The organism is Pseudomonas sp. S3(2024) (assembly GCF_036861315.1).
In the GTDB taxonomy this organism is placed as follows: Bacteria; Pseudomonadota; Gammaproteobacteria; order Pseudomonadales; family Pseudomonadaceae; genus Aquipseudomonas; species Aquipseudomonas putida_A.
This window is the reverse complement of the sequence record NZ_JAZAQQ010000015.1, coordinates 60,142-84,562: the sequence shown is the minus strand read 5'-3', so window position 1 is coordinate 84,562 and position 24,421 is coordinate 60,142. Positions and strand designations below refer to the sequence as shown.

Genomic DNA, 24,421 nt, shown 5'->3' with positions numbered 1-24,421 from the left:
TTCCTCTGACGTGACAACCCGATATCCCATGATGCTTCCTTAAATCGCCGCTCCTACATCATGGTCTAAAAAAATTCGACCACAACAGGCTCACTCCTACAGTGGAACGCATTCCAAATGTAGGAGTGAGCCTGCTCGCGATGGCGTCAGCGCGGTCTCACTGATCCGGTTCACACCCTTTCAACACCAACCGAATAATCGTCTGTGCCGCCGCCTCGTAATCCGCCTCGTCCAGCTTGTCCTTGCCGGTGACTGCGGAGATCTGCCAGTCGAAGTCGGCGTAGGTCTGGGTCGCGGCCCAGATGCTGAACATCAGGTGGTTGGGGTCGATCGGGGCGATCTGGCCGCGGTCGATCCAGCTCTGGATGCAGTCGATGTTGTGCTTGGCCTGGCTGTTGAGCTGCTCGACCAGGTCGGCGCTCAGGTGCGGAGCGCCGTGCATGATTTCGCTGGCGAACACCTTGGAGGCGAAGGGCAGGTCGCGGGAGATGCGGATCTTCGAGCGGATGTAGCCGCTGAGCACTTCGCTCGGTACGCCGTCCGGGTTGAACGGGGTCGAGGCCTGCAGGATCGGCACGATGATGCTTTCCAGGACCTCGCGGTAGAGGTTTTCCTTGGATTTGAAGTAGTAGTAGACGTTGGGCTTGGGCAATCCTGCCTTGGCGGCGATGTCGCTGGTTTTGGTCGCAGCGAAGCCCTTGTCGGCAAATTCCTCACTGGCGGCACGCAGGATCAGTTCTTTGTTGCGCTCGCGGATTGTGCTCATAAACCCGGTGGTTCCTTGCCTGTTCTGGCGGTTGCGCATGGTAGCACCGGCCTCGCGCATGGCTCAAGAATGCCCCGTGTGGCCCGCAGTCGCGGTATGCTGCGCGGCATTATTCACATAAGGAAACAAGATTCATGGCAGGAAGCAGTTTGCTGGTGCTGATCGACGATATTGCCACCGTTCTGGATGATGTGGCGTTGATGAGCAAAATGGCCGCGAAGAAGACTGCCGGCGTACTCGGCGATGACTTGGCGCTCAATGCCCAGCAAGTCTCCGGCGTGCGCGCCGAGCGGGAGATTCCGGTGGTCTGGGCGGTCGCCAAGGGCTCGTTCCTCAACAAGCTGATCCTGGTGCCCTCGGCCCTGGCGATCAGTGCGTTTGTGCCATGGCTGGTGACGCCGCTGTTGATGGTCGGCGGCGCGTACCTGTGTTTCGAAGGTTTCGAGAAGCTCGCGCACAAGTTCCTGCACAGCAAGGCCGAAGATGATGCCGACCACGCGCAATTGAGCGCGGCGGTGGCCGAACCGACCACCGATCTGGTGGCTTACGAGAAGGACAAGATCAAAGGCGCGATCCGCACTGACTTCATCCTCTCGGCGGAAATCATCGCCATTACCCTTGGTACCGTGGCCGACGCATCGCTGACCCAGCAAGTGATCGTCATGTCGGGCATCGCCATCGTCATGACCGTAGGTGTTTATGGCCTGGTGGCCGGCATCGTCAAACTCGACGATCTAGGCCTGTGGCTGACCCAGAAATCGGGTGCGGCAGCAAAAAACATCGGCAATGCAATCCTGCGCGCCGCCCCGTACATGATGAAAGGCCTGTCGGTGATCGGCACGGCGGCAATGTTCCTCGTCGGTGGCGGCATCCTCACCCACGGCATTCCCGTGGTGCATCACTGGATTGAAAGTGTCGGTGTGGCGGCCGGTAGCGCCGGGTTCGCAGTCCCTGTGCTGCTCAATGGCGTAGCGGGGATCATCGCGGGCGCGGCAGTGCTGGCGGTGGTTTCGGTGGTCGGCAAAGTNCCGTGGTGCATCACTGGATTGAAAGTGTCGGTGTGGCGGCCGGTAGCGCCGGGTTCGCAGTCCCTGTGCTGCTCAATGGCGTAGCGGGGATCATCGCGGGCGCGGCAGTGCTGGCGGTGGTTTCGGTGGTCGGCAAAGTCTGGCGCACGATCAAAGGATAAACACATCACCCCTGTGGGAGCGGGCTTGCTCGCGAATGCGGTGGCTCAGTCGAAGAATGTGCTGGCTGATTCACCGCATTCGCGAGCAAGCCCGCTCCCACCGTTTGATCCAGGTTGTGCCATGAAAAAGGGCCATTCGATTTGCATCGAATGGCCCTTTTTTGTTGTCGCTGAGGTTACTCGGCAATCTGCAACTTGCGCGACTCGGTGTAGACGTAACGCACTTTCTCGTACTCGAACGGCGAGTTCATCTGACCGTAGCGGAAGTTGGTCTGGTAGCGCTTGTCGACCGCACGCAGGGCCCAGATTTCCGGGTGGTTGGAGCTGACTTCCGACACGTTCAGGTAGTTGATCGCCGATTCGGCGGTGTAGTCCACGGCCAGGCCGGCGGTGTCGCGAATGTTCGACGGGCCGAGGATCGGCAAGACGAAGTAGGCACCGCCCGGTACGCCGTAGAAGCCCAGGGTCTGACCGAAGTCTTCGCTCTGGCGCGGCAGGCCCATGGCAGTGGCCGGGTCCCACAGACCGGCAATGCCGATAGTGGTGTTGAGCAACAGGCGCGCGGTGGTTTCCATCGAGCGCTTGCCCTTGAACTGCAGCAGGCTGTTGACCAGGTTCGGCACGTCGCCAAGGTTGTTGAAGAAGTTGCTCACCCCGGTGCGCAGGAAGCTTGGCGTCACGTAGCGATAGCCGTCGACCACCGGCAGGAACACCCATTGGTCGAAGCGGTAGTTGAAGTGGTAGACGCGGCGGTTCCACGACTCCAGCGGGTCATAGACGTTGAGTGCGTTGAGCGTCGAGCGCTCGAACTCACGCTGGTCCAGCCCCGGGTTGAACTTGAGTTTGGACAGCGGCTCCTTGAAGCCATCGCTGTCGACCACCACCGGCGCGTTGGCTTTGCTGTTGTCGGCCTGGGCCACGCCTGCACTGAGGAGCGCTGCAATCAGCAGGAGATATTTAGCCACGGAAAAACTCCAGCATGGCGTCGCTGTTGACGCGGTAGTTAAGGTTGCCGCAATGGCCGCCCAGTGGGTAAACGGTCAGGCGATCGCCAAAGGTCTTGCGCAGGAAACCGAGGTCGCCAGGGCCGAGGATCACGTCGTCGGCGTTGTGCATGACGGCGATTTTCGGGCTGTCGTGCAGGTAATCCTTGAGTGCGTACAGGCTGACCTGATCGATCAGTTGCAGCAGGCTGCCGCCGTCAGTGCGCGCGCGCCACATCGGAATCACCTGTTCGGTAAGGTAGCAGTCGAAGTCGCATTGCAGCGCACGCTTGAGGAACGGCGTGAGGCTGGTGCCTTCGGTGATCGGGAATTTCGGCGGAGTGATCAGGCCGCGACGGTTGATCAGGTCGGAGGTGAAGGCAATGTCGGCCGCCGAGAAACGGAACGAAGTGCCGATCAGCATCGCCATCTGTTCGTTGGTCAGATGCTGCTTCGACTGCTGGAAGTCGTAGAGCAGGGCGTCATTGAGGTCGATGTAGCCTTTCTGCTGGAAGTAGCGGGTCAGCTTGTTCAGCACCAGTTCATAGAAGGTGGTGCTGTTGTTGATGCCCTTTACTTCGGTCTGCACCAGTTTGTCGAGGTTGCTGATCGAGGTGTAGAGGTTGACCGGCGGGTTGAGCAGCAGGACTTTCTTGAAGTTGAAGCTGCGTCGGGTCTCGTCCAGATGCGCGACGAACGCGGCATCCAGCGCGCCGAGGCTGTAGCCGCTGAGGTAGTACTCGGTGACCGGCAGTTTTGGATGCTGCGCACGCACGGCCTGCATCACCCGGTACATGTCTTCGGCGTCTTCCTTGGTGATGCCCGGGGTGGCGAAGCGTGAAGCGGCGCTGATGAAGTCGAAGCTGGTCGGCGACGACAACTGCACGACGTGGTAGCCGGCCTTGTAGTAGAGCTTCTTCAGGTACTCATTGAGCGTGCTGTCATAGCGCGCACCGGTGCCGGCGATCAGGAAGATCAGCGGCGCCGGTTTGTCCTGCTCGGCGATGCGGTAGGTGAGTTTTTTCACCGCCCAGAAATTGTCCGGGAGGATGAAGGCCCGTTCCGGGCGCAGGGTGATGCTGTGGTCGGACTGATTGATCTCGTCGTTCGACGGCAATTCCGGGCGCAGGTCCGGTGGCGTGGTGGCGATGGTCGCCTCGAACGGGTTGGTCAGGGGATAGCCATAACTGGCGGCATCGATATCCACCGCCAGTGCGGACGCACTCAGAATAAGGCCGCTGAACAGCGCGGCGAAGCGCAAGGAACGGAGCATGACTGGATCCCTTAAAGGAAGGTGCCGAATGAAGTTCGCAGGCTATGACCACCGGGCTCGCGCCAAAGTGCCATGCCTCGGCACCAAACAGGCAGAATTCGGAGTAATAGTAGCTGGACGATACACTTTGCAAGGCGCGGATGACCAGTTAACAGTTGTTAGTGCTTGCCAATGCGTGCGGGCAGATTAAGCTGGCCGCCGATTTCGATGATTGGAGTGATTCATGTCCCGCCGCTTGCCCGTGATTCTGTTGCTCGTGCTGTTGCCGCTGTGGCTGGCCGCCAGTTATGGCGCGCGTTATGGCTTTATGGAGGACGGACGGTGGGTTGGCATCTGCGTCGATGAAGCGAGCCGTTGGGAATGCACGGTGCGCTCGAACCTGGGGCTGATGATCCACTTCAAGGTGCTGGGCTGGACGGCGTTGGGCGCGGCGCTGCTCGGTTTTGTGCTGCCGGGGCGGGCAGGGTGGTGGCTGGCGGTGCTGGCGCTGGTGTTCGGGTTGCCGGCGCTGGCGTTGTACAACACGACGCTGGCGGTGTTTGCGCTGGTGATTGGCGGATTGCGGTTGGTCCGGGCGTCCCGCAGCGCCTAAGAGTCAGCCTTCGCGAGCAAGCCCGCTCCCACATTCGATTGCATTCCAAATGGAGGAACCCGATTAAATGTGGGAGCGGGCTTGCTCGCGAAGGGGCCAGACTGGCCTCGGGAGATCAGCCTTTGCGAACCCGCAGGCAGCGCCACAGCGCCGCCACCATCAACCCGCTGACCAGCGCCCAGCCCCACGCCTGCTGATTCAACAATCCTTCTTCATACAGCTGCGGCGCAATGCCGGCGCCGATGATAAAGGTCAGCAGGGCGATTTCCCGGCGTGGCACGCTGACCGGACGGCACACGAAAACCAGCGCCGGCAGGATGAACGCCATGCTGGCGAAACTGCGATAACGCGCGTCGAACACCATCTCCAGCATCATCACCGCCGCCGCAAAACCGGCCACGGCAACCAGCCATCCAGCACGCCGTTCCAGCAGATGGAACGCCCGTTCACGCCAACCCTGACGGTTGCTCAAGGTCAGCGCGGCATGCGCCAGCACCAACAGATTCAACGCTGTCAGCAAGCCGACCCACAGCCATTCGCTGGCAAACCGCGTGGTCACTCGCGCCAGATCGCCCCAGGCGCCGATCGAGCAGGCTGCAACTGCCGCAAGCAGGGGCAGAACCAACGCCGATTGCGTGGTGCGAACCCGGCCGCCGAGTAGCAGCGTGCCGAGGAAAATCAGCCCACCGACGCCCAGCCATTCCTTCCAGTACGGCACATTGGTCACTGGCCCGGCGAGCACGCCCTTGTCCTGACGATCGGCGTCGAACAGGCCCCAATAACCGCCGACCGCACCTTCGCTGCCCCGTTTCCATGGCTGGTCGAACGCTTCGATCAGGTTGTAATGCCAGCCTTCCTTCTCGGCCATCGCGACAAAACCGCGAATGAACTTCGCCTCATTGACCCGGCTCGGCAGGGCGGTCTCTCGCTGACGACCTTCGCTGGGCCAGCCGGTTTCGCCGATCATCACGTCCTTGGGCGCGAATTTGTTGCCGAACACCTGACGTACATCCGCCACATGTTGCAGAGCGACGTCAATGTTCGACGGATCATCTTCCCAATACGGCAGCAAGTGAATGGTCAGGAAATCCACCGCCGGCGCGACTTCCGGGTGCTTGAGCCAGAACTCCCAGACATCGGCATAAGTGACCGGTTGCTTGACCTGGCTTTTGACCTTGTTGATCAGCTTCGCCAGTTGCGCGCCGGTGACTTCCTTGCGCAGCAACGCTTCGTTGCCGACGATCACCGCGCTGACCACATCCGGGTTGGCGTTGGCCGAAGCAATCAGCAGGTCGACTTCTTTCTCGGTGTCCGTCGGGTTGCTGTTGACCCAGGCGCCGATCATCAACTTCAGACCGTGCTTGCGCGCCAGTTGCGGCAGGGCTTCGAGGCCGGTCATCGAGTAGGTGCGGATGCATTCGAAGCGCGTCGCCAGCAGGGCGAGGTCGGCGTCCATGCGCTCTGGGCGCAGCTTGAACGGCACGTCGAACGGCGACTGGTCCTTGTCGAATGGCGTGTAGGAGGCGCATTGCAACTTGTGCGTCGGGGTCGCGGCGTCCGGCAGGATCACCGGTTTGCCGAGGCCGTACCAGAAGCCGCCAAGGGCAAACAGGCCGAGCAGGCAGGCGAAGAGATAAGGAACAAACGGGAAGCGGGAAGTCGCGGACATGATCAGGCCGAGTGGCTGCAAAGCGACGCATGTTACCTGCATTTATCCGCGGGTTGGTGGCCTGCATGATTTGCACATGCAAAGTTCGGGCGGATTGTCTGGCGCCAATTATTCAGAGGCGATTAATGGCCTTCTGATGTCGTTTCTCGCTGTATTGAGGTCGCTGACAGAGCAGGTCGCTGCGGGCGTCAGGCCGATGATCGAAAGCGTCAGTACTCCACTGGCATTCGAGCGAGTTTGCGGTCAGGCGTGATGGGGGCGCTGTGCACCATAACAATACGTTGACGATGCCCGGCATCCGTCGGGCGCAGCATTTCGGGGAAGTAAACGATGAAGATGCGACGACTTTTAGGCGCAGGTGCCGCTCTGGTACTTGCGATGAGTTCCACATTCGCCAGCGCTGAAAAACAGACTCTGAACATCGGTTACGTTGACGGCTGGTCCGACAGCGTCGCGACCACCCACGTGGCGGCCGAGGTGATCAAGCAGAAACTCGGCTACGACGTGAAGCTGCAAGCCGTCGCCACCGGGATCATGTGGCAGGGCGTGGCCACCGGCAAACTCGACGCGATGCTCTCGGCATGGCTGCCGGTGACCCACGGCGAGTACTGGACGAAGAACAAGGATCTGGTCGTCGATTACGGCCCGAACTTCAAGGACGCGAAAATCGGCCTGATCGTGCCGGAGTACGTCAAGGCGAAATCGATCGAAGACCTCAAGACCGATGACACCTTCAAGAACCGCATCGTCGGCATCGACGCCGGTTCAGGCGTGATGCTCAAAACCGATCAGGCGATCAAGGATTACGGCCTGGACAAATATACGCTCAAGGCCAGTTCCGGCGCCGGCATGATTGCCGAGCTGACCCGTGCCGAGAAGAAGAACGAATCGATTGCCGTCACCGGTTGGGTGCCGCACTGGATGTTCGCCAAGTGGAAACTGCGCTTCCTCGACGACCCGAAAGGCGTGTATGGCGCGGCTGAAACCGTGAACAGCATCGGCAGCAAAGAGCTCGCGACCAAGGCTCCGGAAGTCGCCAAGTTCCTGAAAAACTTCCAGTGGGCGTCGAAAGACGAGATCGGCGAAGTCATGCTGGCCATCCAGGACGGCGCCAAGCCTGAAGCGGCGGCCAAGGATTGGGTCGCCAAGCACCCGGATCGCGTGGCTGACTGGACCAAATAACTCCGCTCAACGCAGCTCCCCTGTAGGAGTGAGCCTGCTCGCGATAGCGTCCTTTCAGTTGATACAAATGTCGACTGATACAACGCCATCGCGAGCAGGCTCACTCCTACATTTGTTTCTGGGCAACCCTCACCTGCAGGGTTTACGGCTGTTTCAAAGCCTCTTTCCAACTCTTTCGGCTAATTACCGTCCAAAAATTGGCGAAAACGTCATGTCGTTCTAATACTAAGGTCGTCTGGAACCCGTTCCGCAGCCGCATACAGTGGATACGTTCCAACAATAATCTGTGCTGCGAGGATAAAAACAATGAACGACAGCATTTACCTCTCGATTCAAAACAGCCCGCGCTTCAAGGAGCTGGTGCGAAAAAGAGAAAAGTTCGCCTGGATACTCTCGGCGATCATGCTCGGGCTGTACTCCGGATTCATCCTGCTGATCGCATACGGGCCGCAAGTGCTCGGGGCGAAACTCAGTCCCGGGTCGTCGATTACCTGGGGCATACCGATCGGTGTCGGACTGATTGTCTCGGCCTTCATCCTGACCGCGATCTACGTACGACGCGCCAATGGCGAGTTTGACGACCTGAACAATGCGATTCTCAAGGAGGCTCAGCAATGATCCGGCGTCTACTGGCTCTTTTGAGCATCGCAGCGTTCGCTCCAGCCGTCTGGGCCGCTGACGCCTTGACCGGCGAAGTCCACAAACAACCGCTCAACGTTTCCGCGATCGCCATGTTCGTGGTGTTCGTCGGCGCCACCTTGTGCATCACCTACTGGGCGTCCAAGCGCAACAAGTCGGCCGCCGACTACTATGCGGCGGGCGGCAAGATCACCGGGTTCCAGAACGGACTGGCGATTGCCGGTGACTACATGTCGGCGGCGTCCTTCCTGGGGATTTCCGCGCTGGTGTTCACCTCCGGCTACGACGGCCTGATCTATTCGATCGGCTTCCTGGTGGGCTGGCCGATCATTCTGTTCCTGATCGCCGAGCGCCTGCGTAACCTGGGTAAATACACCTTTGCCGACGTGGCGTCCTACCGCCTCGGGCAAACCCAGATCCGCACCCTGTCTGCCTGCGGTTCGCTGGTGGTGGTGGCGTTCTACCTGATCGCGCAAATGGTTGGTGCCGGCAAGCTGATCCAGCTGCTGTTCGGTCTCGACTACTACGTGGCGGTGATTCTGGTCGGTATCCTGATGTGCATGTACGTGCTGTTCGGCGGCATGCTGGCGACCACCTGGGTGCAGATCATCAAGGCGGTGCTGTTGCTGTCCGGTGCCTCGTTCATGGCGCTGATGGTGATGAAGCACGTCAACTTCGACTTCAACATGCTGTTCTCCGAAGCGATCAAGGTTCACCCTAAAGGTGAAGCGATCATGAGCCCGGGCGGTTTGGTGAAAGATCCGATTTCGGCGTTTTCCCTCGGTCTGGCCCTGATGTTCGGTACTGCCGGCCTGCCACACATCCTGATGCGCTTCTTCACCGTGAGTGATGCGAAAGAAGCGCGCAAGAGTGTGCTGTACGCCACCGGCTTCATTGGTTACTTCTACATCCTGACCTTCATCATCGGCTTCGGCGCGATCCTGCTGGTCAGCACCAACCCGGCCTTCAAGGATGCGGCGGGCGCTCTGCTCGGCGGCAACAACATGGCGGCGGTGCACCTGGCTGACGCGGTGGGTGGCAGCATCTTCCTCGGCTTCATCTCGGCGGTGGCGTTCGCGACCATTCTGGCGGTGGTGGCCGGTCTGACCCTGGCCGGTGCTTCGGCGGTGTCGCACGACCTGTATGCCAGCGTGATCAAGAAGGGCAAGGCCAACGACAAGGATGAAATTCGCGTGTCGAAGATCACCACCATCGCCCTGGGCGTGCTGGCGATCGGTCTGGGCATCCTGTTCGAAAGCCAGAACATCGCGTTCATGGTCGGCCTGGCGTTCTCCATCGCGGCGAGCTGCAACTTCCCGGTGCTGTTGCTTTCGATGTACTGGAAGAAGCTGACCACCCGCGGTGCGATGGTCGGTGGCTGGCTGGGGCTGGTGAGTGCGGTGGGGCTGATGATCCTTGGCCCGACCATCTGGGTGCAGATTCTGCATCATGAGAAGGCGATCTTCCCTTACGAGTACCCGGCGTTGTTTTCGATGATCATTGCGTTCATCGGTATCTGGTTCTTCTCGATTACTGACAAGTCGGCGGCGGCCGAAAACGAGCGGGCGCTGTTCTTCCCGCAGTTTGTGCGTTCGCAGACGGGGTTGGGGGCGAGTGGGGCGGTTTCGCACTAAGCGCTGATTACGTGGTTTGAGTGAAATGCCCTGGTTGAGAGATCGGGGCATTTTTTTTGTGGGCGGTTATCGGGCTCGGGCCTTGGTGGTTATTGGGTACATATCCGTTGCTGCGGTAACGGCGGCTTAGGGTTTCGCCCTTACGGCGACTCACTTTTTTTACAAACGCCTAAAAAAAGTAAGCAAAAAAACGCTTGCTCCTACGTTCGGCCCGCTCGCTAAGGCTCGGGGTCCCTTCGCTCCGGGATTGATCCGGGCGCAGCGCCTCCGGTTTGCTTCGCTGCACCTCCTCTCGCTGTGTTTGGCTGCGCCAAACGGTCGCTGCGCTCCCACCCCCGGATCAAGCCCTCCACTCAGCCTTCCGACGTCGCCCGTGGATCAAGATCAAAAGCTGCAGCCGAGCTTGCGCTCATCCTGTTGAGTGGTGGAAAAGCATGCGGTCGGCTTGTGTTCTGTGTTGGATCTACCCCTCATCGGAACGCCGCCCGCCCAGCCCTCTCCCGAGGGGAGGGAGCCGATTTTTGAGCCTTTCAGAACCTGAGTTCGACAGGGTGTTTCACGTCGGCGTAACTCTCCCAAACACCGCGATCAGTCCCCTCTCCCTCCGGGAGAGGGCTAGGGTGAGGGGCTCTTGATCTGGTTTTTGATCTTGCTTTGGCTTTTGATCTTTTGCCCCTTCGGCAGGCCGAGCGTAGGTGTCCATCAGGGGGTTAGGCGCGCAGCGCCATGCGGCGGAGCCGCATACATCGAGAGGAGGTGCAGCGAAGCAAACCGGAGGCGATGCCCCCGGATGGACACCGTAGCGAGGGAACACTGAGCCTCAGCGAAGTGCCGTACGCCGGGGCAAAGCCTTTTGGGTTACCTTTTCGGCGTTTGGAAAAGGTGACTCGCTGTAAGAGCGAAACCGCCAGCGGCAGCACCCGAAGCAACGGATATGCCCACAAACGCCCAAAAGCCAGTCGGCCCACAGGCCGCTGCGACCAGACAAACAAAAACGGCCTCTATATAAGAGGCCGTTTCCGGGTACAACTTCAAGACGTTATCGCAAGACAAGCCTTATTTGCGGTCTTCCAGCTTGGTGATATCACGCGACTCGTAGCCAGTGTACAACTGGCGCGGACGGCCAATCTTGTACGGGCTGGAGAGCATTTCTTTCCAGTGCGAAATCCAGCCCACAGTACGGGCCAGTGCGAAGATCACGGTGAACATGCTGGTAGGAATGCCGATCGCCTTGAGGATGATCCCCGAGTAGAAGTCGACGTTCGGGTACAGCGAGCGCTCGATGAAGTACGGGTCGGTCAGCGCGATCTCTTCCAGGCGCATGGCCAGTTCGAGTTGCGGATCGTTGTTGATGCCCAGTTCCTTCAGTACTTCGTCGCAGGTCTGCTTCATGACAGTCGCGCGAGGGTCGCGGTTCTTGTAAACACGGTGACCGAAGCCCATCAGCTTGAACGGATCGTTCTTGTCCTTGGCCTTGGCGATGAACTTGTCGATGTTGGACACATCGCCAATCTCGTCAAGCATGGTCAGAACGGCTTCGTTCGCACCGCCGTGGGCAGGGCCCCACAGTGCGGCGATACCGGCGGCGATACAGGCGAACGGGTTGGCACCCGAGGAACCTGCCAGGCGCACGGTGGACGTCGATGCGTTCTGCTCGTGGTCGGCGTGGAGGATGAAGATCCGGTCCATGGCCTTGGCGAGTACCGGGCTGATCGGTTTGATCTCGCACGGGGTGTTGAACATCATGTGCAGGAAGTTTTCCGCGTACGTCAGGTCGTTGCGCGGGTACATCATGGGTTGGCCCATGGAGTACTTGTAAACCATCGCTGCCAGGGTTGGCATCTTGGCAACCAGACGGATCGCGGAGATTTCGCGATGCTGCGGGTTATTGATGTCCAGGGAGTCGTGGTAGAAGGCCGAGAGGGCGCCGACTACGCCGCACATGACGGCCATCGGGTGGGCGTCGCGACGGAAGCCGTTGAAGAAGGTTTTCAGCTGCTCGTGAACCATGGTGTGGTTTTTCACGGTGCTGACGAACTGGGCCTTCTGTTCTGCAGTCGGCAATTCGCCGTTGAGCAGCAGGTAGCAGGTTTCCAGGTAGTCCGACTTTTCAGCCAGCTGTTCGATCGGGTAGCCGCGGTGCAACAGAATGCCGTTGTCGCCGTCGATATAGGTGATCTTCGATTCGCACGAGGCGGTCGACATGAAGCCCGGGTCGAAAGTGAAGCGGCCCGTGGCCGTCAGGCCCCGAACATCGATTACATCGGGACCAACGGTGCCGGTTAAAATGGGCAGCTCGACGGGGGCTGCGCCCTCGATGATCAACTGCGCTTTTTTGTCAGCCATGTGGCCTCCTATTTATGCTTGAACCATCAGACAGACCCCCCACGCAGGGCCCGCACCACTATAGTGAGATAAATTCGAATGTCAATTTGCCTAAAGTCTTGCTCCAGAAGGCTTTAAGCGCACTTTTTCCTCGAAATTGACTGCCATTTACGCCTTTTATACGACTTGTGCAATCAGCTATTTGGGGTAGGTGATTGCGTTGTCATTAGTAGCCTAACTGTCTATACTCGGCCACCGACCGCCAAGGGCTTTTGGGCTTGCTTTCATTGGGGGTCGCATCCCTGGGTGGTGGTTACCTGACCAGTGCACTCCCCAACAACTTTGCCCTGATTGTTAGGGGCTCTTCAGTGTGAAAAAAAAGCCGTGAAAAGCCAACGACCTGTAAACCTAGACCTAAGGACCATCAAACTCCCAGTCACTGCTTACACGTCCATTCTTCACCGTATCTCCGGTGTCATCCTCTTCGTGTGCCTTGCCATCATGCTTTACGCATTGGACAAGTCGCTGAGCTCCGAGGAAGGCTTCGGTCAGGTGAAAGCGTGTCTGACCAGTCCGCTAGCCAAGCTAGTGATTTGGGGCATCCTGTCCGCTCTGCTGTATCACCTGGTTGCCGGTGTGCGCCATTTGATCATGGACATGGGCATCGGTGAGACGCTGGAAGGCGGCAAGCTGGGCTCGAAAATCGTTATCGCCGTTTCCGTGGTGGTAATCGTTCTGGCAGGAGTCTGGATATGGTAACTAACGTCACGAACCTCTCGCGTTCGGGCCTCTATGACTGGATGGCGCAACGTGTGTCGGCGGTCGTTCTCGCGGCTTACTTCATTTTTCTGATCGGATACGTCGTGGCCCACCCAGGCCTCGAGTACGCCCAGTGGCATGAACTGTTCGCCCACAACGGGATGCGTATTTTCAGCCTCCTGGCCCTTGTTGCTCTCGGCGCTCACGCCTGGGTCGGCATGTGGACCATCGCGACTGACTACCTGACGCCAATGGCGTTCGGCAAGTCCGCGACGGCTATACGTTTCCTTTTCCAGGCAGTATGCGGCGTTGCGATGTTCGCTTACTTCGTCTGGGGTGTGCAGATTCTCTGGGGTATCTGAGTCATGGCTAACATTCCAACGATTTCTTTCGACGCCATCATTATTGGTGGCGGCGGTGCCGGCATGCGCGCTGCGCTGCAGCTGGCGCAGGGCGGTCACAAGACTGCGGTGATCACCAAGGTTTTCCCGACCCGTTCGCACACTGTATCCGCCCAGGGCGGCATCACCTGCGCGATCGCGTCCGCTGACCCGAACGATGACTGGCGCTGGCACATGTACGATACCGTCAAGGGTTCCGACTACATCGGTGACCAGGACGCTATCGAATACATGTGTCAGGAAGGCCCGGCTGCCGTTTTCGAGCTGGACCACATGGGTCTGCCGTTCTCGCGTACCGAGCAAGGCCGTATCTACCAGCGTCCGTTCGGTGGTCAGTCCAAGGACTACGGTAAGGGTGGTCAGGCTGCCCGTACCTGCGCAGCGTCCGACCGTACCGGTCACGCACTGCTGCACACCCTTTATCAGGGCAACCTGAAAGCCGGCACCACGTTCCTGAACGAGTACTACGCTGTCGACCTGGTGAAAAACCAGGAAGGCGAGTTTGTCGGTGTGATCGCGATCTGCATCGAAACCGGCGAAACTTCGTACATTCGCGCCAAGGCCACCGTACTGGCTACTGGCGGTGCTGGCCGTATCTACGCCTCCACCACCAACGCCCTGATCAACACCGGTGACGGCGTCGGCATGGCGCTGCGTGCTGGCGTACCGGTACAAGACATCGAAATGTGGCAGTTCCACCCGACCGGCATCGCTGGCGCCGGTGTACTGGTGACCGAAGGTTGCCGTGGTGAAGGTGGTTACCTGATCAACAAGCACGGCGAGCGTTTCATGGAGCGTTATGCTCCGAACGCGAAAGACCTTGCTGGTCGTGACGTGGTTGCCCGCTCGATGGTTAAAGAAATCATCGCCGGCAACGGTTGCGGTCCGAATGGCGACCACGTAATGCTCAAACTCGACCACCTGGGCGAGGAAGTGCTGCACAGCCGTCTGCCAGGTATCTGCGAACTGTCGAAGACTTTCGCACACGTTGACCCGGTGGTTGCTCCGGTTCCGGTTGTTCCGACCTGCCACTACATGATGGGCGGCGTTGCCACCAACATTCATGGTCAGGCGATCACCCAGAACGCCGAAGGCGTGGATCAGATCATTCCTGGTCTGTTCGCGGTAGGTGAAGTGGCTTGCGTATCGGTACACGGTGCCAACCGTCTGGGCGGCAACTCGCTGCTCGACCTGGTGGTATTCGGCCGCGCTGCCGGCCTGCACCTGGAAAAGGCGCTGACCGACGGCATCGAATACGACGACGCTACCGAAGCCGACATCGAAGCTGCCCTGTCGCGTCTGAACGCGCTGAACGGCCGTACCGATGGCGAAGACGTGGCTACCCTGCGTCGCGAGCTGCAAAGCTGCATGCAGAACTACTTCGGTGTATTCCGCACTGGCGAATACATGCAGAAGGGTATCGCTCAGCTGGCCGATCTGCGCAAGCGCATCGCCAACGTGAAGATCAACGACAAGTCGCAAGCGTTCAACACCGCGCGTATCGAAGCTCTGGAACTGCAAAACCTGCTGGAAGTGGCTGAAGCTACCGCCATCGCGGCCGAAGTGCGTAAAGAGTCCCGCGGCGCTCACGCCCGTGAAGACTTCGAAGACCGTGACGACGAAAACTGGCTATGCCACACCCTGTACTTCCCGGGTGAGAAACGCGTCGCCAAGCGTGCCGTAAACTTCTCGCCGAAGACTGTTCCGACTTTCGAACCTAAAGTCCGGACTTATTAAGGGTGATCGCCATGTTGCAAGTCAGTGTTTATCGCTACAACCCTGATCAGGACGCTGCGCCGTTCATGCAGGAATTCCAGGTCGATACCGGTGGTAAAGACCTGATGGTGCTGGACGTGCTGGCCCTGATCAAAGAGCAGGACGAGGGTTTCTCCTATCGTCGCTCTTGCCGTGAAGGCGTCTGCGGCTCCGACGGCATGAACATCAATGGCAAGAACGGCCTGGCGTGCATCACGCCGCTGTCCGCTGTCGTAAAAGGCAACAAGTTGATCGTTCGTCCGCTGCCAGGTTTGCCGGTCATCCGTGACCTGGTTGTCGATATGAGCATCTTCTACAAGCAATACGAGAAGGTTAAGCCTTACCTGCAGAACGACACGCCGGCTCCGGCCATCGAGCGTCTGCAGTCCCCTGAAGAGCGTGAAAAGCTCGACGGTCTGTACGAGTGCATCCTGTGCGCCTGCTGCTCGACCTCGTGCCCGTCCTTCTGGTGGAACCCGGACAAGTTCCTGGGCCCGGCTGCCCTGCTGCAAGCGTACCGCTTCCTGGCAGACAGCCGTGACACCAAGACGTCCGAGCGTCTGGCTTCGCTCGATGACCCGTTCAGCGTCTTCCGCTGCCGGGGCATCATGAACTGCGTCAACGTATGTCCGAAAGGCCTGAACCCGACTAAGGCCATCGGTCACATCCGTAACATGCTGCTTTCGAGCGGCGTGTGATTCAGCTGCTGTAACCGTAGAACCGCTGTAACGAAGAGGCTGTGGCGCGGGCTTCAACCCGCGTCATGGCTATAACCAGAGCAGTAGCCACAAGCTGCAGCTCTTATTTTGAAGAAATGAGACAAGCAGGGGCATCCGGGCTGGTACCCGGACTATCAGCGTGATCCTAAGTGGCTTGTTTTGGTCGCTGCATTCGGACTTCTGCAAGTTTGCTCGGTATTGACGCCGATGGTGTTCCCCTAACCGAGGGTGACCAAGCATGCAAGAAAGCGTGATGCAGCGCATGTGGAACAGCGCCTACCTTTCAGGTGGAAACGCTGCCTATGTGGAAGAGCTTTATGAGCTCTACCTGCACGACCCTAACGCTGTGCCAGAAGAGTGGCGCACCTACTTTCAGAAGCTGCCTGCCGACGGCAGCTCTGCCACTGATGTTTCGCACTCCACAATTCGCGATCATTTCGTGCTGCTGGCAAAGAACCAGCGCCGCGCTCAACCGGTTTCCGCCGGGAGCGTGAGCAGTGAGCACGAGAAGAAGCAAGTTGAAGTGCTGCGATTGATCCAGGCCTACCGTATGCGTGGCCACCAGGCAGCCCAGCTTGACCCGCTGGGGCTGTGGCAGCGTCCTGCACCTGCAGACCTGTCGATCAATCATTACGGCTTGACCAATGCCGATCTTGATACGACCTTCCGTGCCGGCGACCTGTTCATCGGCAAAGAGGAAGCGAGCCTACGCGAAATTCACGAAGCGTTGCAGCAGACATATTGCCGCACCATCGGCGCTGAATTTACGCACATCACCGATTCCGAGCAGCGCCAGTGGTTCCAGCAGCGTCTGGAAAGCGTGCGTGGTCGTCCGACGTACTCCGCCGACATCAAGAGCCACCTGCTTGAGCGCGTGACTGCCGGTGAAGGCCTGGAAAAATACCTGGGCACCAAATACCCGGGCACCAAGCGTTTCGGTCTGGAAGGCGGCGAAAGCCTGATCCCGATGCTCGACGAGCTGATCCAGCGTTCCGGTTCCTACGGCACCAAGGAAGTCGTCATCGGCATGGCCCACCGTGGCCGTTTGAACGTGCTGGTCAACACCTTCGGCAAGAACCCGCGCGAGCTGTTCGACGAGTTCGAAGGCAAGAAGAAGGTCGAGCTGGGTTCCGGTGACGTCAAATACCACCAGGGCTTCTCGTCCAACGTGATGACCACTGGCGGTGAAGTTCACCTGGCCATGGCGTTCAACCCGTCCCACCTGGAAATCGTTTCCCCGGTGGTAGAAGGTTCGGTTCGCGCCCGTCAGGATCGTCGTAACGACCCGACCGGTGAGAAGGTGCTGCCGATCTCCATCCACGGTGACGCTGCATTCGCAGGTCAGGGCGTGGTCATGGAAACCTTCCAGATGTCGCAGACCCGCGGTTTCAAGACCGGCGGTACCGTGCACATCGTGATCAACAACCAGGTCGGTTTCACCATCAGCAACCCGCTGGACTCGCGTTCCACCGAGTACGCCACCGACGTTGCGAAGATGATCCAGGCGCCGATCCTCCATGTGAATGGTGATGATCCGGAAGCCGTGCTGTTCGTGACCCAGTTGGCCATCGATTACCGCATGCAGTTCAAGCGTGACGTGGTGATCGACCTGGTCTGCTACCGTCGTCGCGGCCACAACGAGGCCGACGAGCCAAGCGGCACCCAGCCGCTGATGTATCAGCAGATCACCAAGCAGCGCACCACCCGTGAGCTGTACGCTGATCGCCTGACTCAGGCCGGTGTACTGGACGCTGAACGTGTTCAGGCCAAGGTCGACGAGTACCGCAATGCGCTGGACAACGGTCTGCACGTAGTGAAATCGCTGGTCAAAGAGCCGAACAAAGAGCTGTTCGTGGACTGGCGTCCGTATCTGGGCCACGCCTGGACTGCGCGTCACGACACCCGTTTCGACCTGAAGACCCTGCAGGAACTGTCCGCCAAGCTGCTGGAAATTCCGGAAGGCTTCGTGGTGCAGCGTCAGGTCGCGAAGATCTACGAAGACCGTCAGAAGATGCAAGCCGGCGGCCTGCCGATCAACTGGGGTTACGCCGAAACCATGGCGTACGCGACCCTGGCGTTCGAAGGTCACCCGATCCGCATGACCGGTCAGGACATCGGCCGCGGTACGTTCTCGCACCGTCACGCTGTACTGCACAACCAGAAAGACGCGGGCACCTACATTCCGCTGCAGAACCTGTACGACGGTCAGCCACGCTTTGACCTGTACGACTCGTTCCTCTCGGAAGAAGCGGTATTGGCCTTCGAATATGGTTACTCGACCACCACGCCAAACGCGCTGGTGATCTGGGAAGCCCAGTTCGGCGACTTCGCCAACGGTGCACAGGTTGTTATCGACCAGTTCATCACCAGCGGCGAACACAAGTGGGGCCGTCTCTGCGGTCTGACCATGCTGTTGCCACACGGCTACGAAGGTCAGGGCCCTGAGCACAGCTCGGCTCGTCTTGAGCGTTACCTGCAGCTGTGCGCCGAGCACAACATTCAGGTGTGCATGCCGACCACCCCGGCCCAGATCTACCACTTGCTGCGTCGTCAGGTGATTCGCCCGCTGCGCAAACCTCTGGTAGTGCTGACGCCGAAGTCGCTGCTGCGCCACAAGCTGGCCGTCTCGACCCTGGAAGATCTGGCTGAAGGTTCGTTCCAGACCGTGATCCCGGAAATCGATGCCCTGGACCCGAAAAAGGTCGAGCGCGTTGTTCTGTGTAGCGGCAAGGTCTACTACGACCTGCTGGAAAAACGTCGTGCCGAAGGCCGTGACGATATCGCCATCGTGCGTATCGAGCAGCTGTATCCATTCCCTGAGGACGACTTGAAAGAAGTCCTGGCGCCTTACACCAACGTCAAGCATGCCGTCTGGTGTCAGGAAGAGCCGATGAACCAGGGCGCCTGGTACTGCAGCCAGCATCACCTGCGTCGCAGCATCGGTAACCTCGACAAGTCTCTCGTACTCGAGTACGCGGGCCGCGAGGCTTCTGCTGCCCCAGCATGTGGTTACGCATCGATGCACGCCGAGCAGCAGGAAAAACTGCTGCAAGACGCGTTTACCGTTTAACGCCTTCGCGCACCTGAAACCGAATTTAAGGAACCACAGATAATGGCTATCGAGATCAAAGCCCCCACTTTCCCGGAATCGGTTGCCGATGGCACCGTTGCCACCTGGCACAAAAAACCGGGCGACGCCGTCAAGCGTGACGACCTGATCGTCGACATCGAAACCGACAAAGTCGTACTGGAAGTGCTGGCGACCGCTGACGGCGTGCTGGGCGCAATCGTCAAAAACGAAGGCGACACCGTTCTGTCCGACGAAGTCCTGGGCTCCATCGAAGCGGGCGGCGCTGCTGCCGCTGCTCCAGCCGCCGCTGCTGCTCCGGCCGCTGCTGCCGCTGCCCCGGCTGCTGCCGAAGGCGAAGACGATCCTGTTGCTGCTCCGGCTGCGCGCAAGCTGGCTGAAGAAAACGGCATCAACATCGCTTCCGTTGCCGGTACCGGCAAAGGCGGTCGTGTGACCAAGGAAGACGTGGTCGCTGCTGTAGCCGCGAAGAAAGCCGCTCCGGCTGCTGCTCCTGCAAAAGCCGCTGCTCCAGCCGCTGCTGCTCCGGTATTCGCTGCCGGTGATCGCGTTGAGAAGCGCGTACCGATGACCCGTCTGCGTGCCAAGGTTGCCGAGCGTCTGGTTGAAGCCCAGTCGAACATGGCAATGCTGACCACGTTCAACGAAGTCGACATGACCGAAGTCATGGCGCTGCGTTCGAAGTACAAGGACCTGTTCGAGAAGTCCCACAACGGCGTACGCCTGGGCTTCATGTCGTTCTTCGTCAAGGCTGCCACCGAAGCGCTGAAACGCTTCCCGGCGGTCAACGCTTCGATCGACGGTGCAGACATCGTTTACCACGGCTACGCCGACATCGGTGTTGCCGTTTCCAGCGACCGTGGTCTGGTCGTTCCGGTTCTGCGTAACGCCGAGCTGATGAGCCTGGCTGAAATCGAAGGCGGCATCGCCACGTTCGGCAAGAAAGCCCGTGACGGCAAACTGTCGATGGAAGAGATGACCGGCGGTACCTTCACCATCACCAACGGTGGTACCTTCGGTTCGATGATGTCGACTCCGATCGTCAACCCGCCGCAGGCAGCGATTCTGGGCATGCACAACATCATCCAGCGTCCTATGGCCATCAACGGTCAGGTCGTGATCCGTCCGATGATGTACCTGGCACTGTCCTACGATCACCGTCTGATCGATGGCAAAGAAGCTGTAACCTTCCTGGTGACCATCAAGAACCTGCTGGAAGATCCGGCTCGTCTGTTGCTGGATATCTGATAGAAGCAGCCATGCGCTGCGGGTGGCGTATCGTCGGCAACGGCGGTACGGCCCGCAGCGCGCGGCTTGAAGCTTTTCGCTAAAGAGGATTTTTTGAATGTCGCAGAAATTTGACGTAGTAGTGATCGGTGCCGGCCCTGGCGGCTATGTAGCTGCCATCAAGGCCGCGCAGCTGGGTCTCACCACTGCCTGCATCGAGAAGTACACCGACGCTGAAGGCAAACAGGCCCTCGGCGGTACTTGCCTGAACGTCGGCTGCATTCCGTCCAAGGCGCTGCTGGACAGCTCCTGGAAGTACAAGGAAGCCAAAGAGAGCTTCAACGTTCACGGTATCTCGACCGGCGAAGTCAAAATGGACGTCGCTGCGATGGTTGGCCGCAAGGCTGGCATCGTCAAGAACCTGACCGGCGGCGTTGCCACCCTGTTCAAGGCCAACGGCGTTACTTCGATCCAGGGCCACGGCAAGCTGCTGGCTGGCAAGAAAGTCGAAGTCACCAAGCCGGACGGTTCGGTTGAAGTCATCGAAGCCGAAAACGTCATCCTGGCTCCAGGTTCGCGTCCGATCGACATTCCGCCGGCTCCGGTCGATCAGAAAGTCATCGTCGATTCGACTGGCGCTCTGGAATTCCAATCCGTACCTAAACGTCTGGGCGTGATCGGCGCTGGCGTGATCGGTCTGGAACTGGGTTCGGTGTGGTCGCGTCTGGGTTCCGAAGTGGTTGTCCTCGAAGCACTGGACACCTTCCTGATGGCAGCGGACACCGCTGTTTCCAAGGAAGCGCTGAAAACCCTGACCAAGCAAGGTCTGGACATCAAGCTGGGCGCTCGCGTAACCGGTTCGAAAGTGAACGGCGACGAAGTCGTTGTTAACTACACCGATGCCAACGGCGAACAGTCCATCACTTTCGACAAGCTGATCGTAGCCGTTGGTCGCCGTCCGGTGACCACTGATCTGCTGGCTGCCGACAGCGGCGTGACCCTGGACGAGCGCGGTTTCGTGCACGTTGACGATCACTGCGCCACCACCGTACCGGGCGTTTACGCCATCGGTGACGTGGTTCGCGGCATGATGCTGGCGCACAAGGCCTCGGAAGAGGGCATCATGGTTGTCGAGCGCATCAAGGGCCACAAGGCTCAGATGAACTATGACCTGATCCCTTCGGTTATTTATACTCACCCGGAAATCGCGTGGGTTGGCAAAACCGAGCAGGCCTTGAAAGCCGAAGGCGTTGAAGTTAACGTCGGCACCTTCCCGTTCGCCGCTTCCGGCCGTGCCATGGCCGCCAACGATACCGGTGGTTTCGTCAAGGTCATCGCTGATGCCAAGACTGACCGCGTATTGGGCGTGCACGTGATTGGCCCGAGCGCTGCAGAACTGGTTCAGCAGGGCGCGATCGGTATGGAATTCGGCACCAGCGCTGAAGACCTGGGCATGATGGTTTTCTCCCATCCGACCCTGTCTGAAGCCTTGCACGAAGCTGCTCTGGCTGTGAATGGCGGCGCCATCCACATTGCCAACCGCAAGAAGCGTTAAGACACACAATAAGAAACCACGGCGGTAACGGCCCGTCGTGAGCCTTGCGAGCAAGTCTCACCGCGGAATGTCCGCTGGACGCAGTCTTGCGTAGCTGCACCGGGTATCCGGAAAGGCTACGCAAGCAGCAGTCACAGGTGGCGCGGCACTCATCAAGAGCGCAGCGCCGAATGCGCAGTACCTAACGAAGACGGTAAAAAGCATGAATCTTCACGAGTATCAGGGTAAGCAGCTGTTCGCTGAATACGGCCTGCCAGTTTCCACTGGTTACGCAGTAGACACCCCGGAAGCAGCAGCAGAAGCTTGCGAAAAAATCGGCGGCAGCGAGTGGGTTGTCAAAGCCCAGGTCCACGCCGGTGGTCGCGGTAAAGCGGGCGGCGTCAAGCTGGTTCGCAACAAAGAAGACGCCAAGGCCTTCGCACAGCAGTGGCTGGGCAAGCGTCTGGTGACTTACCAGACTGACGCCAATGGTCAGCCAGTCACCAAGATCCTGGTTGAATCGTGCACTGATATCGCTAAAGAGCTGTACCTGGGCGCTGTCGTTGACCGTTCGAGCCGTCGCATCGTGTTCATGGCTTCCACCGAAGGTGGCGTGGACATCGAGAAAATCGCTCACGACACCCCAGAAAAAATTCTGAAAGCCACTATCGATCCACTGGTTGGCGCTCAGCCATTCCAGGGTCGCGAGCTGGCGTTCCAACTGGGTCTGGAAGGCAAGCAAGTTGCCCAGTTCGCCAAGATCTTCGTCGGTCTGGCCAAACTGTTCCAGGATCACGATCTGGCCCTGCTGGAAGTGAACCCGCTGGTGATCAAGGCTGACGGCGATCTGCACTGCCTGGACGCCAAGATCAACATCGACGCCAACGCCATGTACCGTCAGCCTAAGCTGAAGACTTTCCACGATCCGTCGCAAGACGATCCGCGCGAAGCGCACGCTGCCAAGTTCGAACTGAACTACGTAGCCCTGGAAGGCAACATCGGCTGCATGGTCAACGGTGCCGGCCTGGCCATGGGTACCATGGACATCGTCAACCTGCACGGCGGCAAGCCAGCCAACTTCCTCGACGTAGGTGGTGGTGCTACCAAAGAGCGCGTGACCGAAGCCTTCAAGATCATCCTGTCCGACACCAACGTCGCTGCAGTACTGGTCAACATCTTCGGCGGCATCGTTCGCTGCGACATGATTGCCGAAGGCATCATCGGCGCCGTGAAAGAAGTCGGCGTGAAAATCCCGGTTGTTGTTCGCCTTGAAGGCAACAACGCTGAGCTGGGCGCTAAAGTACTGGCAGAAAGCGGTTTGAACATCATCGCTGCTACCAGCCTGACCGACGCTGCTCAACAAGTTGTCAAAGCTGCGGAGGGCAAATAATGAGCGTCCTGATCAATAAAGACACCAAAGTTATCTGCCAGGGTATTACCGGTTCGCAAGGTAGTTTCCACACCCAGCAAGCCATCGAATACGGCACCAAGATGGTGGGTGGCGTAACTCCGGGCAAAGGCGGCACCGAGCACCTGGGTCTGCCAGTGTTCAACACCGTTAAAGACGCAGTAGCTGCCACTGGCGCTACCGCCAGCGTGATCTACGTTCCGGCTCCTTTCTGCAAGGACTCGATCCTGGAAGCAGCGTTCGGCGGCATCAAGCTGATCGTCTGCATCACCGAAGGCATTCCTACCCTGGACATGCTGGACGCTAAAGTTAAGTGCGACGAGCTGGGTGTTACCCTGATCGGCCCTAACTGCCCAGGCGTGATCACCCCAGGCGAATGCAAGATCGGCATCATGCCAGGTCACATTCACTTGCCAGGCAAGGTCGGTATCGTTTCGCGTTCCGGCACCCTGACCTACGAAGCTGTGAAGCAGACCACTGACGCCGGTTTCGGTCAGTCGACCTGCGTCGGCATCGGTGGTGACCCGATCCCGGGTTCGAACTTCATCGACATCCTGAAGCTGTTCCAGGAAGACCCGAAGACCGAAGCGATCGTGATGATCGGCGAGATCGGCGGTTCGGCTGAAGAAGAAGCGGCTGCCTACATCAAGGCACACGTGACCAAGCCGGTTGTTTCCTACATCGCTGGTGTGACTGCTCCTCCGGGCAAGCGCATGGGCCATGCTGGCGCAATCATCTCTGGCGGCAAAGGCACTGCAGACGAGAAATTCGCTGCGCTGCAAGACGCAGGCGTAAAAACCGTGCGTTCGCTGGCAGACATCGGCAAGGCCCTGGCCGAGCTGACCGGTTGGGCTGTCAAGTAAGCCTCGTGCTTGACTGACGCTTCACCAGACAAAGGCCACCTTCGGGTGGCCTTTGTTGTTTCTGGCATATGGGATTTGAGTGCATTTTTGTGGCGAGGGAGCTTGCTCCCGCTCGACTGCGCAGCAGGCGTAGAACCATCTAACAGCCAGAACCCAATCGTCTGCATTGGGGCTGCTTCGCAACCCAGCGGGAGCAAGCTCCCTCGCCACAGGGTTGTGGTTAGGAAAAATAGATGCGTAAACGCGACACGGACACGTCGTGTATCGGATAGTTCGCCCTCAAACAGTGCGTTTGTCAGACAAATTCGTTAGGCTAGCAGCCATTTTTGCGTCTGCCGCCCACAAGGCATGCAACGCGCTAAACGGGTCAGCCCCAAACGGACTGACAGCATTTCCCTAACCCCACAGGGAAATC

18 protein-coding genes and 1 pseudogene are annotated in these 24,421 nt (G+C 59.1%); 14 read left to right on the top strand and 5 right to left on the bottom strand.

All coding sequences use genetic code 11. The features are described 5' to 3' along the window. Positions 1–157: 157 nt before the first annotated feature. Positions 158–766 carry a TetR/AcrR family transcriptional regulator gene (locus tag VLA07_RS25640; RefSeq protein ID WP_034151540.1) on the bottom strand — a complete coding sequence of 203 codons (609 nt, stop codon included), beginning with the start codon at positions 764–766 and terminating at the stop codon, positions 158–160. A 134-nt stretch (positions 767–900) separates the two neighbouring features. On the opposite strand from VLA07_RS25640, the pseudogene VLA07_RS25635 reads away from it, so the two are divergent. Further along, positions 901–1,812, top strand: a pseudogene (locus tag VLA07_RS25635) (DUF808 domain-containing protein); the annotation flags it as partial. A 319-nt stretch (positions 1,813–2,131) separates the two neighbouring features. Here the strand turns inward: VLA07_RS25635 and VLA07_RS25630 are convergent. Both VLA07_RS25630 and VLA07_RS25625 read right to left on the bottom strand, forming a co-directional pair. Continuing rightward, the gene (locus VLA07_RS25630) at positions 2,132–2,920 is read right to left on the bottom strand and encodes an MlaA family lipoprotein (RefSeq protein ID WP_007969640.1); all 789 of its coding nucleotides are present in this window, start codon (positions 2,918–2,920) and stop codon (positions 2,132–2,134) included. Beyond that, on the bottom strand, positions 2,913–4,211 hold the full coding sequence (locus tag VLA07_RS25625; protein WP_027613946.1) for a serine/threonine protein kinase: 1,299 nt from the start codon (positions 4,209–4,211) through the stop codon (positions 2,913–2,915). Before VLA07_RS25625 ends, VLA07_RS25630 begins: the two co-directional genes overlap by 8 nt. 223 nt (positions 4,212–4,434) lie before the next feature. On the opposite strand from VLA07_RS25625, the gene VLA07_RS25620 reads away from it, so the two are divergent. Then, a complete protein-coding gene (locus VLA07_RS25620) occupies positions 4,435–4,803 on the top strand; it encodes a hypothetical protein (RefSeq protein WP_333992333.1) in 369 nt (122 codons plus the stop codon). A 115-nt stretch (positions 4,804–4,918) separates the two neighbouring features. Here the strand turns inward: VLA07_RS25620 and VLA07_RS25615 are convergent, their stop codons facing one another. Further along, entirely contained in the window at positions 4,919–6,514 is a 1,596-nt protein-coding gene (locus VLA07_RS25615; protein ID WP_333992331.1) for a glycoside hydrolase family 17 protein, read from the bottom strand. 288 nt (positions 6,515–6,802) lie between these two features. Between VLA07_RS25615 and VLA07_RS25610 the strand changes: the two genes are divergently transcribed. The 3 genes from VLA07_RS25610 to VLA07_RS25600 all read left to right on the top strand — a co-directional run bounded on the left by VLA07_RS25610 (position 6,803) and on the right by VLA07_RS25600 (position 9,927). After that, a complete protein-coding gene (locus VLA07_RS25610) occupies positions 6,803–7,654 on the top strand; it encodes a glycine betaine ABC transporter substrate-binding protein (RefSeq protein WP_098967873.1) in 852 nt (283 codons plus the stop codon). Between the two features lie 306 nt (positions 7,655–7,960). Continuing rightward, positions 7,961–8,272 (top strand): DUF485 domain-containing protein, encoded by a 312-nt coding sequence (locus VLA07_RS25605; RefSeq protein WP_027613950.1) that lies wholly within the window; start codon positions 7,961–7,963, stop codon positions 8,270–8,272. Further along, a complete protein-coding gene (locus tag VLA07_RS25600) occupies positions 8,269–9,927 on the top strand; it encodes a cation acetate symporter (protein ID WP_097090116.1) in 1,659 nt (552 codons plus the stop codon). The genes VLA07_RS25605 and VLA07_RS25600 overlap by 4 nt, the downstream gene beginning before the upstream one ends. Before the next feature lie 1,056 nt (positions 9,928–10,983). Here VLA07_RS25600 and gltA read toward each other — a convergent pair. Beyond that, on the bottom strand, positions 10,984–12,273 hold the full coding sequence (gene gltA / locus VLA07_RS25595; RefSeq protein ID WP_003222994.1) for a citrate synthase: 1,290 nt from the start codon (positions 12,271–12,273) through the stop codon (positions 10,984–10,986). Positions 12,274–12,636: 363 nt separating this feature from the next. Between gltA and sdhC the strand changes: the two genes are divergently transcribed. From sdhC to sucD, 9 genes are all read left to right on the top strand, one after another. Beyond that, positions 12,637–13,011, top strand: coding sequence for a succinate dehydrogenase, cytochrome b556 subunit (gene sdhC, locus VLA07_RS25590; RefSeq protein WP_016773673.1), 375 nt, complete (start codon positions 12,637–12,639; stop codon positions 13,009–13,011). Beyond that, a complete protein-coding gene (sdhD, locus tag VLA07_RS25585; RefSeq protein ID WP_003222999.1) occupies positions 13,005–13,373 on the top strand; it encodes a succinate dehydrogenase, hydrophobic membrane anchor protein in 369 nt (122 codons plus the stop codon). The genes sdhC and sdhD overlap by 7 nt, the downstream gene beginning before the upstream one ends. A 3-nt stretch (positions 13,374–13,376) precedes the next feature. Further along, positions 13,377–15,149 carry a succinate dehydrogenase flavoprotein subunit gene (gene sdhA, locus VLA07_RS25580; RefSeq protein ID WP_007962857.1) on the top strand — a complete coding sequence of 591 codons (1,773 nt, stop codon included), beginning with the start codon at positions 13,377–13,379 and terminating at the stop codon, positions 15,147–15,149. A gap of 11 nt (positions 15,150–15,160) precedes the next feature. Further along, positions 15,161–15,865, top strand: a complete 705-nt coding sequence (locus VLA07_RS25575) for a succinate dehydrogenase iron-sulfur subunit (protein WP_003223007.1) — start codon at positions 15,161–15,163, stop codon at positions 15,863–15,865. A 259-nt stretch (positions 15,866–16,124) separates the two neighbouring features. Beyond that, complete coding sequence (locus VLA07_RS25570; RefSeq protein WP_027614036.1) at positions 16,125–18,956, top strand: 2-oxoglutarate dehydrogenase E1 component; 2,832 nt, start codon at positions 16,125–16,127, stop codon at positions 18,954–18,956. A gap of 42 nt (positions 18,957–18,998) precedes the next feature. Continuing rightward, positions 18,999–20,222: a 2-oxoglutarate dehydrogenase complex dihydrolipoyllysine-residue succinyltransferase gene (gene odhB / locus VLA07_RS25565; RefSeq protein WP_003223011.1), complete on the top strand. Its 1,224-nt coding sequence runs from the start codon at positions 18,999–19,001 to the stop codon at positions 20,220–20,222. Positions 20,223–20,319: 97 nt separating this feature from the next. Continuing rightward, positions 20,320–21,756, top strand: a complete 1,437-nt coding sequence (gene lpdA / locus VLA07_RS25560; RefSeq protein ID WP_007962860.1) for a dihydrolipoyl dehydrogenase — start codon at positions 20,320–20,322, stop codon at positions 21,754–21,756. A 202-nt stretch (positions 21,757–21,958) separates the two neighbouring features. Next, positions 21,959–23,125: an ADP-forming succinate--CoA ligase subunit beta gene (gene sucC, locus VLA07_RS25555; protein WP_222015723.1), complete on the top strand. Its 1,167-nt coding sequence runs from the start codon at positions 21,959–21,961 to the stop codon at positions 23,123–23,125. Continuing rightward, the gene (gene sucD / locus VLA07_RS25550) at positions 23,125–24,006 is read left to right on the top strand and encodes a succinate--CoA ligase subunit alpha (RefSeq protein ID WP_003223019.1); all 882 of its coding nucleotides are present in this window, start codon (positions 23,125–23,127) and stop codon (positions 24,004–24,006) included. Before sucC ends, sucD begins: the two co-directional genes overlap by 1 nt. Positions 24,007–24,421 lie beyond the last annotated feature (415 nt).